Raw genomic sequence first — 14,118 nt, forward strand, 5'->3', positions numbered from 1 at the left:
TAACGGCGGTTATAAAGCCACCGTTATCTGTGCAGCAAGCTCGGAGATTTTTTTGTTCCGCAAATACTCTTCCATCCGCCGTTCAGCTTCCACCATTTCCTGCTGAATCAGACACTCGCTGGGATGATTTAGTGTGCAATCAAACAACGAGGCCGTGCCTTCAATGGCATGAATGATGTCGAGAAATGAAATGTCTTCCTTCTTGCGCTTAAGCCGATAACCGCCATTCGCACCCGATGCCGACTCGATCAGTCCAGCTTTCACCAGCTTGGTCAAAATCTTGGACAGATACGTAGGGGAAACCTCCTGCCGCTCTGCTAACTGCTGTACGCCTACCGGCTTGTCGGACGCAGCCACCACCAAAAAGAGCATCGTATGCAGCGCATAATTTGTTGCCTTTGAATATTTCATCTTCCACCTCAATCAAAGACTTTATTAGTCTATAATAGCCTTTATTCATTCGAATTGCAAGCTGCTGTTTTCTGTTATGTAGCACATTTGCGAAGTATTCCAGATTATTACATGCTGAGATTATTAGCAGGTTTCTTATTTGTGTTTGTAAAAACTTCGGCTATGCCAAATCAGGCGCAGCCTTCCAGCCTCCCCTTTGCGTGATCCCGCAAAAATCATGCGGCTTGTCCGCGCCCGCTGCCCGCTTCTACGGATTTCAGGCTGATGCAATTATGATAGGATAAGGGCTCAACCTGATTAAAGGAGCACATTTATGAGAAAAATTATGCTTGTTGTTATGGCCTTCTTGATGTTCCCCCTCTCTGCCTTTGCCGCCGGTCCGCAAGGCTCCCCCTCTGCGGTTACGCTCAACATGGAGGATGCGAAGCGGTTTGGCGCTGATTTTTTTAAGCAGCAAGAGATACAGGAGCAGCTGGCTGGAGCTGTTCTAGTCATCGTTAAGGATGGAAAGATTCTGCTGAACCAGGGCTATGGGTATGCCAATGTTGCTGCCAAACAGCCGGTTGATGCGGAGAAGACCTTGTTTCGTCTGGCTTCCGTATCCAAGCTGTTTACTGCAGCTGGCGTGATGCAGCTGAGCGAATCAGGCAAGGTTGATCTGGACACAGACGTGCAGAGGTATCTGCCGGGTCTGCACATTAACAACACAAGCGGATTACCGCTTACCCTCAAACATCTGATGACCCATACTACCGGTTTCGACAACGGAGATGTCCTTGAATCCGGAACCCCTTCCACACTGGAGAAATTCGTGAAGGAGAAGATGCCTACAATCGTCCGCAAGCCGGGTGAGGTCTACCGCTACGACAACTTCGGCTTCACCCTGCAAGGTTACATCATTCAACAAGTCTCCCGGATGCCCTTTGAGAATTACATGGCCGAAAAGCTATTCAAGCCACTTGGGATGAGCAACACCAGCTTCATTTTCGATGATAAGGTGATCAAGCGGATGGCCACCCCATATGATAACCAGCTGCAGCCGACCGAGCAGATTCCCAACGACCCGGTTAGCGCTCCTGAAGGCGGCATGACTTCTACCGGGAAGGATATGGCCCAGTTCATGCTTGCGATGCTGAACAGCGGGAAGAAGGGGGAGAACCGGATTCTTCAACCAGAATCCATACAGGCCATGGAGCACAGCAGCGTAGCGATCCACCCTAAGGTTCCAGGAAACGGTTATGCCTTCGAGTCTACCTACTCGCAGGACTACAACGGATATAAAGTTGCTGAGAAGGGCGGCGATTTATCCGGCTTCCATTCTAATCTTTGGCTGCTGCCTGAGCAGAACACGGGAATCTTCCTCGCATTGAACAGCGATAAAGGCAATCTGCGCCAGCCCCTGTTCCATCAGTTCATGAGCCGTTATTTCCCTAAGGCAAGCAAGGCCCCCGCTTCCATTGAGCCTGCAGCTACCCAAGAGCAGCTTCAGCGTTTCGCAGGCTTGTACCGCCATCTGCGAACACCAGCCTTAACTTCGGAGATCACCGCAATAGACGGCGCACTGCTGGTTAAGGATGTGTTCGGAGAGCATAAGCTGCGGCAGAATGAGGAGCTGCTGTTTTATGATGAAGAAGACAAGCCGGCCGGCTTCAAGCTGGATGCCGACGGCAAGGTGCTGTACTTCTATTACAACCAGCCCGACAGCTGGCTTGAAAAGCTGCCTGAGCCCCAGCACTTCAGCGATGTGGGCTCTGATCATCCCTATGCCAAATACATCTATAATCTTGTTCAGTTAGGCGCCATTCCTGAAAGCACTGGATCCTTCCAGCCGGATCGCCCAGTTACACGCGGACAATTCATTGCCCAGTTGATCCCTCTTGCCGGATTTCAGTCTTCGACCCGGCCCAGCGCATTCAAAGACACCAAGGGCAGCCCATATGAGACCGCCATTCAGACTGCGCTTGATTACGGTGTCGTTCAAGGACTGCCGGGCAGTTATTTCGGCCCCGACCTGCCTCTAACACGTGAACAGGCTGCAACCTTTGTCTGGCGGATTGCCCATATTGGACTGGGAGCTGCCCCGGTGAAGGCTGCTGTGCAGAAGCCCTTCTCGGACTGGGCCGCCGAAGGTGTCCAGTATGTGGTTGGCCGCGGCCTTTATGGTCCTGACGCAGAATTGTCAGACGGGAAAGTAAATTACAGGGCACAGGATCCAATGCTGAATCAGGAGGCTGCAGCTTTAATCTACCGGCTGCTGCAGAACCTGCTGTAACAACAGGGCAGCCGAACAGGCGATTCGAGACGAATCGCCTGTTTTATCATATACTTTTAAGAAAAAGAGTGATAAAGGATTGTGAACCATGTTCAGCTTTTTTCAACGCCCCCGTGTCAGCCGTAGGATCATCTACATCTTCATGGGGCTTGTAGTGCTCGCCACAACCTATATACAGATTCAATTATTCACCAATCCCTACTCAGGCATCAGCGTGGAACCGGATTCCAGCGGCGGATGGATGATCTCCAGAATCGATAGGGACAGCCCTGGTTCGAGAACAAACCTCAAACCAGGTGATCGTATTCTCGCTTTCGATGGGGAGCCGGAACCGGAAGTATTTATCATTGACAGAAGGCAAATGCTTACTGGAACCCATAGTCTGAAGGTTAAAAGCAAGGAAGGGCAGCCGTATACCATTCAGCTTAAAGCTGGCAGTAAAGACAAACTGGAGAATGGCTTTGCCTTCGTCATGGAAATCCTTCTGGTGGGTGTAGGCACTTATGCCCTGAGCAAGAATCCTGAATCGCTGCTGATCCGCAGATTTCTGCTGATGAATCTGTTGTTTGCATTCGTCATAGTGGCGCTGTTCTCGGATGAGCTTGTGCTCTCCGGCTACCTGTTCACTTTTTGTGCAATCTGGATGCCTTATGTGATAATTTCCTTCTATCTGCTGTTTGCCTTCCGTCCTATTTATTCAAAATTCCGTGCCTTGCTGCGGGGTTATCAGGTCTACTCGCTGATGTTCTCGGTCTTTGCTCTAGGCTTCATGCTGCAGCGTCATGTATATGACTGGGTAACCAGTGTTCTGAATATGGCCTTGCTTGCCACACTGCTGCTGATGGCTGCCATAACGGTCTGGCACTGGAGCAAATTCGACCGGATTGAGAAAAATCAGCTCTACATCCTGTTTACAGGAATAACCGTAAGTCTGCTTCCTTATGTATGGCTGTATGCCCTGCCCTATCTGTTATGGGAACGGTATTGGATCACGGCAGAATATGCATTGGTTGGTCTGGTGCCGATTTCTGCAACGTTCACTTATCTGCTCGTCCAGCGGCAGGTTCTGGACATGAGATTCTATATTCCCAGATTGGCCGCGCACAGCCTGTACTTCAGCCTGACACTAGTGCTATTTCTATTGACAACCGTCTGGGGTTCGATAGGATACGCGGTGTTATTGTTCATTCTGCTGGCGCTATTGACCGGCGGCTATCGTCTGCTGCTGCGGCGGCTGCAGCATGGGGAAAAGCGCAAAAAAGACTGGCTGGAGCAACAGAAGCTGCTTCTCTCCCTACAGCTGGCCGGTAACAAGAATATCCGCGATATCCTCAAGCTGTTCGCTGAGCTTCTGCAGGATATGATTGAAGTAGAAGGTCTTACACTGGTATATTACGATGACAGTTCCCTGCCGCTTGTACATAACACAGGGATTTACGAGGGAAAAGGGACGAAGGGTCCAGCTCCGTTACGGGACACCCCTGAACCTGAATGGTCCGCCGGCAGCGAATACGCTGCCGTATTCGTGCTGGTGCATGAACTGGAGGAGCAGCGGCTGGGCTACCTGTGCCTTGGACCGAAGCGTAATCAGACCTTGTTCTCTGCCGAAGAACAGCGGATCATCCAGAAATTCCGCAGCGAAGCTGTTCAGATGCTTATGAACGCCCGCCATCTGCTCCGCTTGAGGCGCGAATATGAGGACAATCAAAAACAGATTGACCATTACGAGCGCCAGGTGCATGATTTCCGCAGCTATAGCCAGGGCTTGCTGGAGGCCAGAGAAGCAGAGAAGGTCCGCATCTCTTATTTCCTGCATGATGACTTGCTGCAGAACCTGATCTTCTTGTCCCGGGATCTGGAGGAGCTGCATGATACCGGAAGATACCAGCAGGAGCGCAATGCGAAATGGCTCAAATGTCTGGCCGATTCTCAGCGCAGCATCCGGGCGCTCAGCGATCATTTATATCCGCATATTCTGGATAAAGGCAATCTGCAGGAAGCACTGCACTGGCTGCTGCAAGACATGAACCGCCTGGAGGAGCTTAACGTGACCCTGCAGTTTGAGGCTCCATTGCCGGACGCCTTCCCTGTCTTTATCAAGGCGAATCTCTTCCGGGCAGCCCGCGAGCTGGTCGTCAACGTTTTCAAGCATGCGATGGCTTCCGAACTGAAGGTCCGTGTCTGGATAGACGGTGACAGCATCTATTGCAGTGTGTCCGACAACGGCATAGGCTTCAACGGAAATATTGCCATTACGGCCCCTGCCGACGGCCGCCCCCGCTTCGGACTGCTGTCGATCCGGGAACAGATGGAGCATCTGGGTGGAACGGCTCTGATTGACTCTGTACCGGAACAGGGAACTTCCGTCACTCTCAAAATACCTCTCTATAAGGAGCCATCATCTCATGATTGACAATATAACTCTGTATATTCTTGATGATCACCCCCTTGTGCTGGACGGGCTTAAGAGCCGTCTGGACGAGGAGCCCGGCCTTGAAGTTCTGCGGACCTTCACAGATCCGGTAGAATTCCTCGCAGAGACGGCGCTGCTGCGCCCGGATGTAGTGCTGATGGATATCTCGCTGCCACAGATGGACGGCTTCCAGGTAGCCCGGCTGTTGAAGGAGAACTACGGCAATGTGCTGAAGATTATTCTGTTATCCGGCTATACCTACGAAGAGTTCTACTACAAAGCGTACCGAATCGGCGTTCATGCCTACCTCTCCAAACAAAGCTCATACAGCATCATTATCAACGCGATCAAACAAAGTGTGCTGGGCAATATTCTGGTCCCTGAGCATCTTCGGGCTTCCGCTTCTCCAGACGCGCTAACAACAACCGAACGACAAGTGCTGCGCTGGCTGGCGAAGGAGAAATCCAACAAGGAAATTGCCACAGAGCTGGCCTTAAGCCAGCGGACTGTCGAATACCATCTGGCCGCAATCAATCAGAAGCTGGGGGTGAAGACAAGAATCGGTGCTGTGGTGAAGGGGTTTGAGTGTGGTCTATTAACTTTTTGGGATGAGGATTGAGACTCTTCCTCTGAAGTAATCCACCCAGATCCCTTCCGGCAGCCAAGCCTTGAATTCAGCAACGCCTGTCTGCTTGTCTACCGGCTGTGTGACCGGACAGGCTATCAGCTCCGTGCCAAAAGTGCTATTCCTTCACGGCGCCGATCATAACCCCTTGATTAAAGTACTTCTGCACAAACGGATACACACACATAATTGGAACGGTGGCAACGATGATCACGGAATAGCGCATCATATTAGCCAAACGCAGCGCGATTTGGGCAGCTTCGCCTGTCCCCATGCCCGACTGCATCTGATTGGTGATCAGAATGTTGCGGAGAATCAGCTGCAGCGGATGCAGGTTCGGATTTTTCAAATAAATCAGCGCATTAAAATATGAATTCCAGTAGCCGACAGCAATCCATAATCCCAGCACCGCAATGATAGCTTTGGAGAGCGGCAGAACCACTTGGGCAAAATAACGCAGGTTCCCGCAGCCGTCGATCTGCGCCGCTTCCCACAAGTCTCCGGGAATGCTGGTCTGGAAAAAAGTACGTGCAACAATAATGTTATAAACGCCTACTGAAAAAGGCAGCACCATGACCAGGAAGGTATCGTACATATGAAAATCGCGGATCGTCAGAAAGGTCGGAATCAGACCGCCGTTAAAAAACATCGTAAAGATGAAGAAGAGCGACAGGAACTTTCGTCCGGCAAGATCCTTTCGGGACAATGCATAAGCCGCCGAGATATTGACCACAAGCCCAATGGCTGTGCCCGCCACCGTGTAGAGGACTGTATTCCGGTACCCGATCCAAATGTTTTCATGCCGCAGCAGCTCTCTGTAACCGTCAAAGGTGAACCCTTTGGGGAACAGCCACACCTGTCCGCCCGCCACCGCAGAAGGATCACTGAACGAAGCGATAATGATAAAATACAGCGGGTACATCAGGATGATCAGAAAGACCACCGCAATGGCATACATTACATATTCCATAACCGTATCCGAGGAACGGTTGTTTTTTATTTTTCCCATGTTCTCTTTCACTACAGGTTCCAAGACTCCCATGTCTAAGTTCCTCCTTTCTACCACAAGCTGTTTTCGCTGAGTTTTTTGGAAATCTGATTGACGATAATGAGCAAGATAAAGTTAATGACCGTGTTGAACAGGTTGACCGCCGAGGAAAAGCTGTATTGGCTGCTGAGCAGACCAATTTTGTAGACATACGTTGAAAGAATTTCGCTTGAAGTGGCATTCAGATCGTTCTGCATGAGATAGACCTTTTCAAAGCCAACCCCCAACAGCCCTCCGACGCGCAGGATCAGCAGTGTAACCGCTGTCGGCATCAGCATCGGAATATCAATATAGCGGACTTTATGCCAGCGGCTTGCACCGTCTACAGTAGCGGCCTCGTACAGACTGGGGTCTACTGCAGACAGCGCGGCGATAAAGATAATACTGTCCCAGCCCACATGCTGCCACACATCCGACCAGACATAGACACTGCTGAACAAGCTGGAGGAGCCCATCAGATCGGGGGCTTCTTTGCCAAACAAACTGTACAGATTACCGACAAACCCGGTGCTTGGGGACAGCAGTATCATCATCAGCCCAACCATAACCACGGTTGAAATAAAATGCGGCATATAGGATACGGTCTGGAAAAAACGTCTAAACCGGTTTGGCCGCATCTGATTGACCATCAGTGCCAGCAGAATCGGGATTGGAAACGTAAGCAGGCTGTACAAGCTGATGATCAATGTATTCTTAATCGTCGATGAAAACTGATAGGAATTAAAAAACTTCTCGAAATACTTGAATCCCGCCCATGGACTGTCACTTATACCCATCGCCGGACTATAATCCTTAAAAGCAATGAGCACCCCATACATCGGTTTGTAGGCGAATAATAATGTAAGCACCACAGCGGGAAGCAGTAACAGGTACAGTCCCCAATTTCGTTTCATTTGTCCGAATGCCCGTGCCGGACTGGCTTGACCGGATTTCATGAAATCCCCCCTAAAATTTTGTAAGCATCCGCTTCCTGATTCTGTTTATCTGTTTAATTGCTTTCAGTATATCGCCTCTGCTTCTGCGCCTACCGGACATATAAGGCGCGTTAACCGGACTTTTAGAGTTCGTTTCTGCGGCAGAATGCAGAACAGTTCCGGGATGAACGGGAAGCCATAGGGTATTCGGACTTTCCCTGCTGTTTTCCGGACTTTCACTATTCCAGCAAAAAAAACGTCCGGCACAGGGTGGTGTGCCGGACGTTTTCCATGGGATCGTTGAGTGTTGCTTATTGTTCAAGCTCCAGTATGACAGGCGCGGCAATATCCACGCCTAAATCCCGGATGCGTTCCAGATCCTTTTCTACTGCTTTGAACGTTCCCTCTTCACTGTGATTGCGTACATAAATCGAATAGACAACCTGATTCCGCTCACTCCTTCATTCCGATATGAACAGTACATACGGATAGCTATTCGACTTGAGAAACTGAATGACGGCGTCCTCTTTGCGGGAAGAGAGCACAATCACACCGTCGGCCCGCCCTCCCTTGAGGAGACGGGATACAACCTCCAGCTCCTCCTGCTCATTTGCTCCTGAAGCAATGAGGATATCGAAGCCCAGACGGCTGGCCTGTGCAACAATCCCGCTCATGCATTCCATGGAGAACAGGTAGGAGAACAGCTTCTCGGCCGGCCTCGGCAGCAGAACACAGATACTGTTGGTACTTCTTAAGACCAGGTTCTGTGCGATGATATTCGGGGTATAGCCCAGCTCCTCCATGATCTCCTTGACCTTGCGGGAGGTCTCCTCCTTAACATTCGGATGGCCCGACAATACCCGGGAGACCGTGGAAGGAGAAACTCCGGCTCTACGGGCCACTTTCTTAAGTGTAACTGTCAAAACTGCCTCCTTGCGGATAGTGGACTTCATATCCCTTGTTTGCTGAGCCATGAATATAATGCGCCCCGCGCTAGTGAGCTGCGCAGGGCGGATTCGTGGAGTCAAAAAGAGTTATTTTACGCTCATATAACGTTCGTAAGCTTCAGTACGGATCTTGATCAGCTTCTCAAGTCCCATGTCATTCAGCTTCTTCACATATGCGTCCCAGCCATCATCAATTCCGCCCTTGCTGATAAATTGGGCCCGCATGGTGTTCACATAGGTATCAATATCGGTGGTCAAGGTAGGCAGCTCCTGGAATTCTTCCGCAGTGTACATTACGTTAGGGAAAGGCGTTGTTACGTATTCGCTGCCCAGCTTATCGAGCTGCAGCTTCAAGCCGTCGCCGCTTTCGCTGCTCAGCACGATGTTCTTTTCAAAAGACGGGCTTACATATTTCGGCCCGAAATCACGCAGCGATTGATCCCAGTACCAGGCATCCGCGCTGGTTCCGGCTGGCGGGTCCATGAGCGTATAGGTGCCATCATCATTCTTCTGAATAACAGTGCCGATAGCTCCCCAGAAATTCTGAATGCTTGCTTCATTGGTGTAGAACTGGTCGGCCCAGCGGGCAGCGATTTCCGGTGTTTTGCAGGAAGAGGTGATCAGCAGCTCGTTGCGCGCCAGATTCATCCCGATTGGATTGCCGATCGTATAACGTTTGCCATCCGGTCCGGCAATCGGCGGAATGGTTTCATACTGATCTCCCCATTTGCCAAATACGGCATCGGGAGTCCATTGGTACGAGAAGCCTACAACCGGAGCATCCGGGCTCTGGAATTTGGCCGATCTCATGGTGTCGTCTTGCGTAAACAGCTCTTTATCCAGCAAGCCTTCGTTGTAGAGTTTATTTTCCCACTTGAGGCCTTCCTTGAACGCTTCCGAAGTAGGGTAGTATACTGCTTTCCCGTCCTTGACCAGCATGTTGTTGGTATTCAGATCGGTGATCCCGAAAGGACTGATGAGGTCATTGCTCACTTCAATATAAGGAATTTCATCCGCTTTGCCATTTCCGTTCGGATCCTGCTCTTTGAATGCTTTCAATACATTGTATAAATCATCAAGGGTATCCGGCACTTCGAGACCCAGTTTGTCGAGCCAGGTTTTGTTGATTACAGGCTGGCGCGAGCTCTTTGGACGCGAGGGCAGTCTTGTGGCCAGAGAGTAGATTTTCCCGTCGGGAAAAGTGCTGATTTTCTTCATATCCGGCGTTTCTTCCATTGCCGCTTTCAGATTAGGCATATACTGATCAATATAATCATCCAGCGGACGGAAGTAGCTTAAGTTGTTGACGATGTCGGAATCGGAGAAGGTCTGATCCCCCAGTACCACATCCGGAAGGGTGCCGCTTGCTAACATAATGGATTTTTGCTCAGCCCAGTCGTTGGATGACATCACCTGCCAGTCAATCTTCACATTGGTGTTCTTCTCCAAATCCTTAAGCCACTGGTTCTGGGTAAAAGTATCGCCCATACTGCCCCAGCGGACAGTCAGAATCTTCAGGGTCACCGGCTCGCTTACAATCGGCAGACCCTCTTTATTGAACCCGCCCGTTTCGGTCGCCGCGGTATTGTTCTCCTTGTTGTTGCCGCCACAGCCGGCAAGTCCCATGACCATTACAGCTGCCAGAAGACCGGTCATCCATTTCTTTGCCGATGATTTCTTGCTCTGTTCACCCATTTCATAATCCCCCATTTCGATATATACATCCTCTTTGCAGTTCTAATCATACCTGCTTGCCGCTCAGCATTCCGGACACTTTGAACCTCTTATTCGGACTTCTGCATCCGCTTACAAAATATTGAAGCTGCAAAATTATCCGCGGCCTCATTTTAATAACAGTTTCCAGACTTTTGTTTGCGCTTTCCGGACTTTGCGCCGAAACGGCATCTTGTTCTTATGTTTTTTTCAACTAAAGGTTTTATAATGATTTTGTTACTTATAAAAACGCATTCATAGAAATGGCTGCGCAGGAAAGGATACTGGATTTGGGAACTATGACCAATACAACTTCAGGTAAAGCAGTAACCAAACTGTACCCTGTTCGTCATTATGTGAAAGTTATGCTTCTGATTTCATTCTCCGTGCTTGTTCTGGATTTGGCAATCAGCATCGCTTCTATTTTTATCGTCAAGCAGCAGTCCACAAGGTATTTGCAGGATACCGCTGACCTCTATATCAACCGGATCAATCATGATTTTGCTTACATTAATCACTATATGGGCTGGACACTGGCCAATGATGAAAGCCTCAACACGATGAACGCTTTCCGGATCAACAGCATCGAGTTCTTAAAAGCAAATGAAAACCTGCATAAACGGTTCACCGAGCTGCAGAAAAACTACGGACTGGAGTATAACTTCTTCTACTATTTAAAGAATCAGTCCTACTTTCTGAATTGCGCACTGATCAGCGTGACCTATACCGACTATCGGGAGCTCAAGAAACAGATCATTTCCTATATAGATGATAAAGAGCTGTACGAGAAGTTTTATTCCAAATGGACGCCTGTCCTCGTAAACGGCAAATATTATGTGATCAACATTGTTCCCTATTATAACCGCTATCTCATCGGTCTCATCTCGGCGGATCATCTGATCCGCCCGCTGCGCCAGATCAATCTGGGAGCCAACGGTTATGCATCCCTGGTGGATGAGAGCGGCATCAGCCTTACCAGCCCGGTCTCCAACAGCGGAAAAGTGCTTCAGAACAATGATGGCGTTTTCAATCGGCTGCAGCCCCGTACCACGATCAGCAGTGAATTCACGAGTACAACGTTCAGCGCTGAGATGGTTATTAAATTTGGAGCCTTTGAGAAAATCATGATCGCCCAGCTGCTCATTATGCTGCTGTTCTTCATAGTCACCTCAACGATATGTGTCGTTATGCTCTTTTTCAAACGAAGGGTACTTGGCCCGATCCAAAGCTTCTCCGAGAATCTGGCACGCATTAATGAAGACGGGCAGCCGGCGGATCTGAAGAGCAGCAAGCTTATTGAGCTGGAACAGGCAAATGACCAGTTCAAAGACCTGGTGGAGCAGATCAAAACATTTAAAATTGCCATGTACGAGCAGGAACTGGAGAAACAGCAAATCCAGCTGGACTATATGAAGCAGCAGATTAAACCGCATTTTTTCCTTAACTGCCTGACCAGCATTTACAGCATGGCGCAAATTCAAATGTATCAGGAGATCGAAGATATGGCGATGTCGACCTCCAAGTATTTCCGTTATTTGTTCCAGAACGGCGAGAATTTTGTTCCGCTGGAGAATGAACTTGAGCATGTGCGGATGTATCTGGAAATTCAGCGTCAACGTTACCGGGATGCCTTTATCTATCATATCGAGCTGGCTGAACAGGCTGGCACCGTGATGATTCCTCCGCTCGTGCTGCAAACCTTCATTGAGAACTCCATTAAATATGCGATTTCCAGAGATTCGGAAGTGCAGATTAAGCTTACCGTCAGACGTTGCGTGAACGAGGAAGAAGACACTGAGCTGACTATTATCCAAATTTCTGACACCGGACCGGGCTTTCCGCCGGAGGTTCTGGAGAAACTTCATTCCGGATTGCCGCTGGATCAGACGAAAGGCACACATATCGGCATCATGAACACCCTTAAGCGCCTGGAATACCTTTATGCTAAAAAAGCGGCCGTCAGCTTCTCCAATTTGCCGGAAGGCGGCGCTGTTATCACGTTGACCCTGCCGGATCAGCCGGATCTATCATCAGGAATGGAGAGAAGCTTATGAATATATTACTTGTGGATGATGACTATTACGTAATTGCCGCCTTGCAGAAGAAAATAGATTGGAAGATGCTGAATATCGAAACTGTGTATACGGCCAATAACGTGGCGCAAGCGCGGGAAATTCTGGAGAAGCATTCGGTGCAAATTCTGATATCGGACATCGAAATGCCGCAGGGGAGCGGACTGGAGCTTCTGGCGTGGATTCGTGAGCAGAATTACAGTATTCAAGCCATCCTGCTTACCAATTATGCTGATTTCAATTATGCGCAGAAGGCCATCGAATTGCAAAGCTTTGAGTATTTTCTCAAGCCAATCGAATTTGACAAGCTGATGCTAATCATTCAAAAAGCTGTCGTGCGGGCAGCGGAGCAGCAAAGCAACGAGCAGGCGATTCGGGGCGGTTACTTCTGGCAAAAGAATCAAGCGAAAAATCTTGAGCATTTCTGGCGCAAGCTGGTCAGCAGCAGCACCTCCTTCCCGCTTAAACCGGGGGACATCGCCCATGCAATTGAAGAGCAGAACCTGTCCTATCAAATGGAAGATCTCCTGCAGCCCATATTGTTCAACCTATTTCCCCACAATGGAAGCATGGGCAAAGAAGAAAAAGGCCTGTTTGATTTTGCGCTGCTGAATGTGCTGTACGAACTGCTGAACCATCCGGGCTTCTCCATAGAAAGCATCCTGGAAGTTAAAGACTATAACTGGATCGCCATATTAAAATGGAACGACCCGCCGGAGGACGCCGGGGTGCTCAGAGCGTTCAGTGCCTCTTTTATCCAAAAAGCCAATCCCTACTTAAAATGCGATGTCTGCTGCAATATCGGCCTGCCTGGCACACTGAATAAGGTCGGTGTTATTCTCAAACAACTGCTGAATATGGATGAAGAGCTGACCAAATGCCGCAACCAGACCTTCTCCGTGGAAGAGTACTCCCGGCAAAATAAACCACTCTACCTTCCGCCGGATCTGGCACATCTGGAGGAGCTGCTTAATCAGAACAAGCTTGCCGATTTTCTTGGAGAATCCATCTCGCATCTGAACCATATGCTGAGCAACAAAGCTATCGACACCTCTGTCCTGGGCTTGTTCCGGCTGGATATTGTGCAGCTTGTGTATTCCTTCTTGAAGCTGAAGGGGATACAGGCGCATAAATTGTATACCGGCAAAACCAATGATCAGCTGCTGATGCATTCGCTGAGCTCCATTGAGGATATGGAGGAATATCTGAAGTATCTGGTCAACACCGCCATGGAATACCGCGACTTTGCCGCACAGCCCACTTCCATTGCCGAAGAGATCAAGGAGCATATCCATAAGCATTACGGGGATGATCTGACGCGCAATGACTTGGCGGAAATCGTCTATCTCAATCCGGATTATCTGGCCCGGCTGTTCAAGAGAGAGACCGGCGTCTCCCTCGGCAGCTATGTCATTCAAGTCCGGATCGCAGCCGCCAAGCACCTGCTGGAAACGACCCATATGTCCGTCTATACCATTGCCAATAAAACAGGGTACAACAACTACTCCTATTTCTCCAAGCTGTTCAAACAAGAGGTCGGCCTCTCACCCAACGAATATAAAAAGGAACAGCAGGCGCCGCCAGCACTGCATAATTACAAAGTATAGGCGAAGCGGGGGTGTCTATTGTTTAAGCGGGAATTGTTGCTAATTTCTTATAAAAAAAACAAAAAAAATCGCCCTTTTAGTAAAATGGAGGTACCA

General features: G+C 49.5%; 10 protein-coding genes and 1 pseudogene. 5 read left to right on the plus strand and 6 right to left on the minus strand.

The window, feature by feature from the left end; translation table 11 throughout:
- Window positions 1-9: 9 nt before the first annotated feature.
- Window positions 10-411: an Rrf2 family transcriptional regulator gene (locus H70357_RS24665; RefSeq protein ID WP_038595098.1), complete on the minus strand. Its 402-nt coding sequence runs from the start codon at window positions 409-411 to the stop codon at window positions 10-12.
- A 313-nt stretch (window positions 412-724) separates the two neighbouring features.
- Here H70357_RS24665 and H70357_RS24670 point away from each other — a divergent pair, with 313 nt between their 5' ends.
- From H70357_RS24670 to H70357_RS24680, 3 genes are all read left to right on the plus strand, one after another.
- Complete coding sequence (locus H70357_RS24670) at window positions 725-2,683, plus strand: serine hydrolase domain-containing protein (RefSeq protein WP_038595101.1); 1,959 nt, start codon at window positions 725-727, stop codon at window positions 2,681-2,683.
- An 88-nt stretch (window positions 2,684-2,771) separates the two neighbouring features.
- Complete coding sequence (locus tag H70357_RS24675) at window positions 2,772-5,096, plus strand: ATP-binding protein (protein WP_038595103.1); 2,325 nt, start codon at window positions 2,772-2,774, stop codon at window positions 5,094-5,096.
- Window positions 5,089-5,715, plus strand: a complete 627-nt coding sequence (locus H70357_RS24680; protein WP_038595104.1) for a response regulator transcription factor — start codon at window positions 5,089-5,091, stop codon at window positions 5,713-5,715. The genes H70357_RS24675 and H70357_RS24680 overlap by 8 nt, the downstream gene beginning before the upstream one ends.
- Here H70357_RS24680 and H70357_RS36970 read toward each other — a convergent pair.
- The 5 genes and pseudogenes from H70357_RS36970 to H70357_RS24700 form a co-directional block, all read right to left on the minus strand.
- A pseudogene (locus tag H70357_RS36970) lies at window positions 5,692-5,826 on the minus strand (hypothetical protein); the annotation flags it as partial. The gene H70357_RS24680 and the pseudogene H70357_RS36970 overlap by 24 nt on opposite strands.
- 13 nt (window positions 5,827-5,839) lie before the next feature.
- A complete protein-coding gene (locus H70357_RS24685) occupies window positions 5,840-6,763 on the minus strand; it encodes a carbohydrate ABC transporter permease (RefSeq protein WP_081965908.1) in 924 nt (307 codons plus the stop codon).
- Between the two features lie 17 nt (window positions 6,764-6,780).
- Window positions 6,781-7,704: an ABC transporter permease gene (locus H70357_RS24690; protein WP_038595106.1), complete on the minus strand. Its 924-nt coding sequence runs from the start codon at window positions 7,702-7,704 to the stop codon at window positions 6,781-6,783.
- A gap of 440 nt (window positions 7,705-8,144) precedes the next feature.
- On the minus strand, window positions 8,145-8,606 hold the full coding sequence (locus tag H70357_RS24695) for a LacI family DNA-binding transcriptional regulator (RefSeq protein ID WP_052092232.1): 462 nt from the start codon (window positions 8,604-8,606) through the stop codon (window positions 8,145-8,147).
- A 111-nt stretch (window positions 8,607-8,717) separates the two neighbouring features.
- Window positions 8,718-10,325 (minus strand): extracellular solute-binding protein, encoded by a 1,608-nt coding sequence (locus H70357_RS24700; RefSeq protein ID WP_038600383.1) that lies wholly within the window; start codon window positions 10,323-10,325, stop codon window positions 8,718-8,720.
- 317 nt (window positions 10,326-10,642) lie between these two features.
- On the opposite strand from H70357_RS24700, the gene H70357_RS24705 reads away from it, so the two are divergent.
- Window positions 10,643-12,397, plus strand: coding sequence for a sensor histidine kinase (locus tag H70357_RS24705; protein ID WP_038595107.1), 1,755 nt, complete (start codon window positions 10,643-10,645; stop codon window positions 12,395-12,397).
- On the plus strand, window positions 12,394-14,022 hold the full coding sequence (locus H70357_RS24710) for a response regulator transcription factor (RefSeq protein WP_038595110.1): 1,629 nt from the start codon (window positions 12,394-12,396) through the stop codon (window positions 14,020-14,022). The genes H70357_RS24705 and H70357_RS24710 overlap by 4 nt, the downstream gene beginning before the upstream one ends.
- Window positions 14,023-14,118: the final 96 nt, after the last annotated feature.

Source organism: Paenibacillus sp. FSL H7-0357 (genome assembly GCF_000758525.1).
In the GTDB taxonomy this organism is placed as follows: domain Bacteria; phylum Bacillota; class Bacilli; order Paenibacillales; family Paenibacillaceae; genus Paenibacillus_AQ.

Excerpts from the sequence above, each read along its gene's own strand:
- H70357_RS24690 (WP_038595106.1), bottom strand. The coding sequence starts at position 7,704 with ATGAAATCCGGTCAAGCCAGTCCGGCACGGGCATTCGGACAAATGAAA.
- H70357_RS24705 (WP_038595107.1), top strand. The coding sequence starts at position 10,643 with ATGACCAATACAACTTCAGGTAAAGCAGTAACCAAACTGTACCCTGTT.
- H70357_RS24670 (WP_038595101.1), top strand. The coding sequence starts at position 725 with ATGAGAAAAATTATGCTTGTTGTTATGGCCTTCTTGATGTTCCCCCTC.
- H70357_RS24680 (WP_038595104.1), top strand. The coding sequence starts at position 5,089 with ATGATTGACAATATAACTCTGTATATTCTTGATGATCACCCCCTTGTG.
- H70357_RS24700 (WP_038600383.1), bottom strand. The coding sequence starts at position 10,325 with ATGGGTGAACAGAGCAAGAAATCATCGGCAAAGAAATGGATGACCGGT.
- H70357_RS24685 (WP_081965908.1), bottom strand. The coding sequence starts at position 6,763 with ATGGGAGTCTTGGAACCTGTAGTGAAAGAGAACATGGGAAAAATAAAA.
- H70357_RS24710 (WP_038595110.1), top strand. The coding sequence starts at position 12,394 with ATGAATATATTACTTGTGGATGATGACTATTACGTAATTGCCGCCTTG.
- H70357_RS24665 (WP_038595098.1), bottom strand. The coding sequence starts at position 411 with ATGAAATATTCAAAGGCAACAAATTATGCGCTGCATACGATGCTCTTT.
- H70357_RS24675 (WP_038595103.1), top strand. The coding sequence starts at position 2,772 with ATGTTCAGCTTTTTTCAACGCCCCCGTGTCAGCCGTAGGATCATCTAC.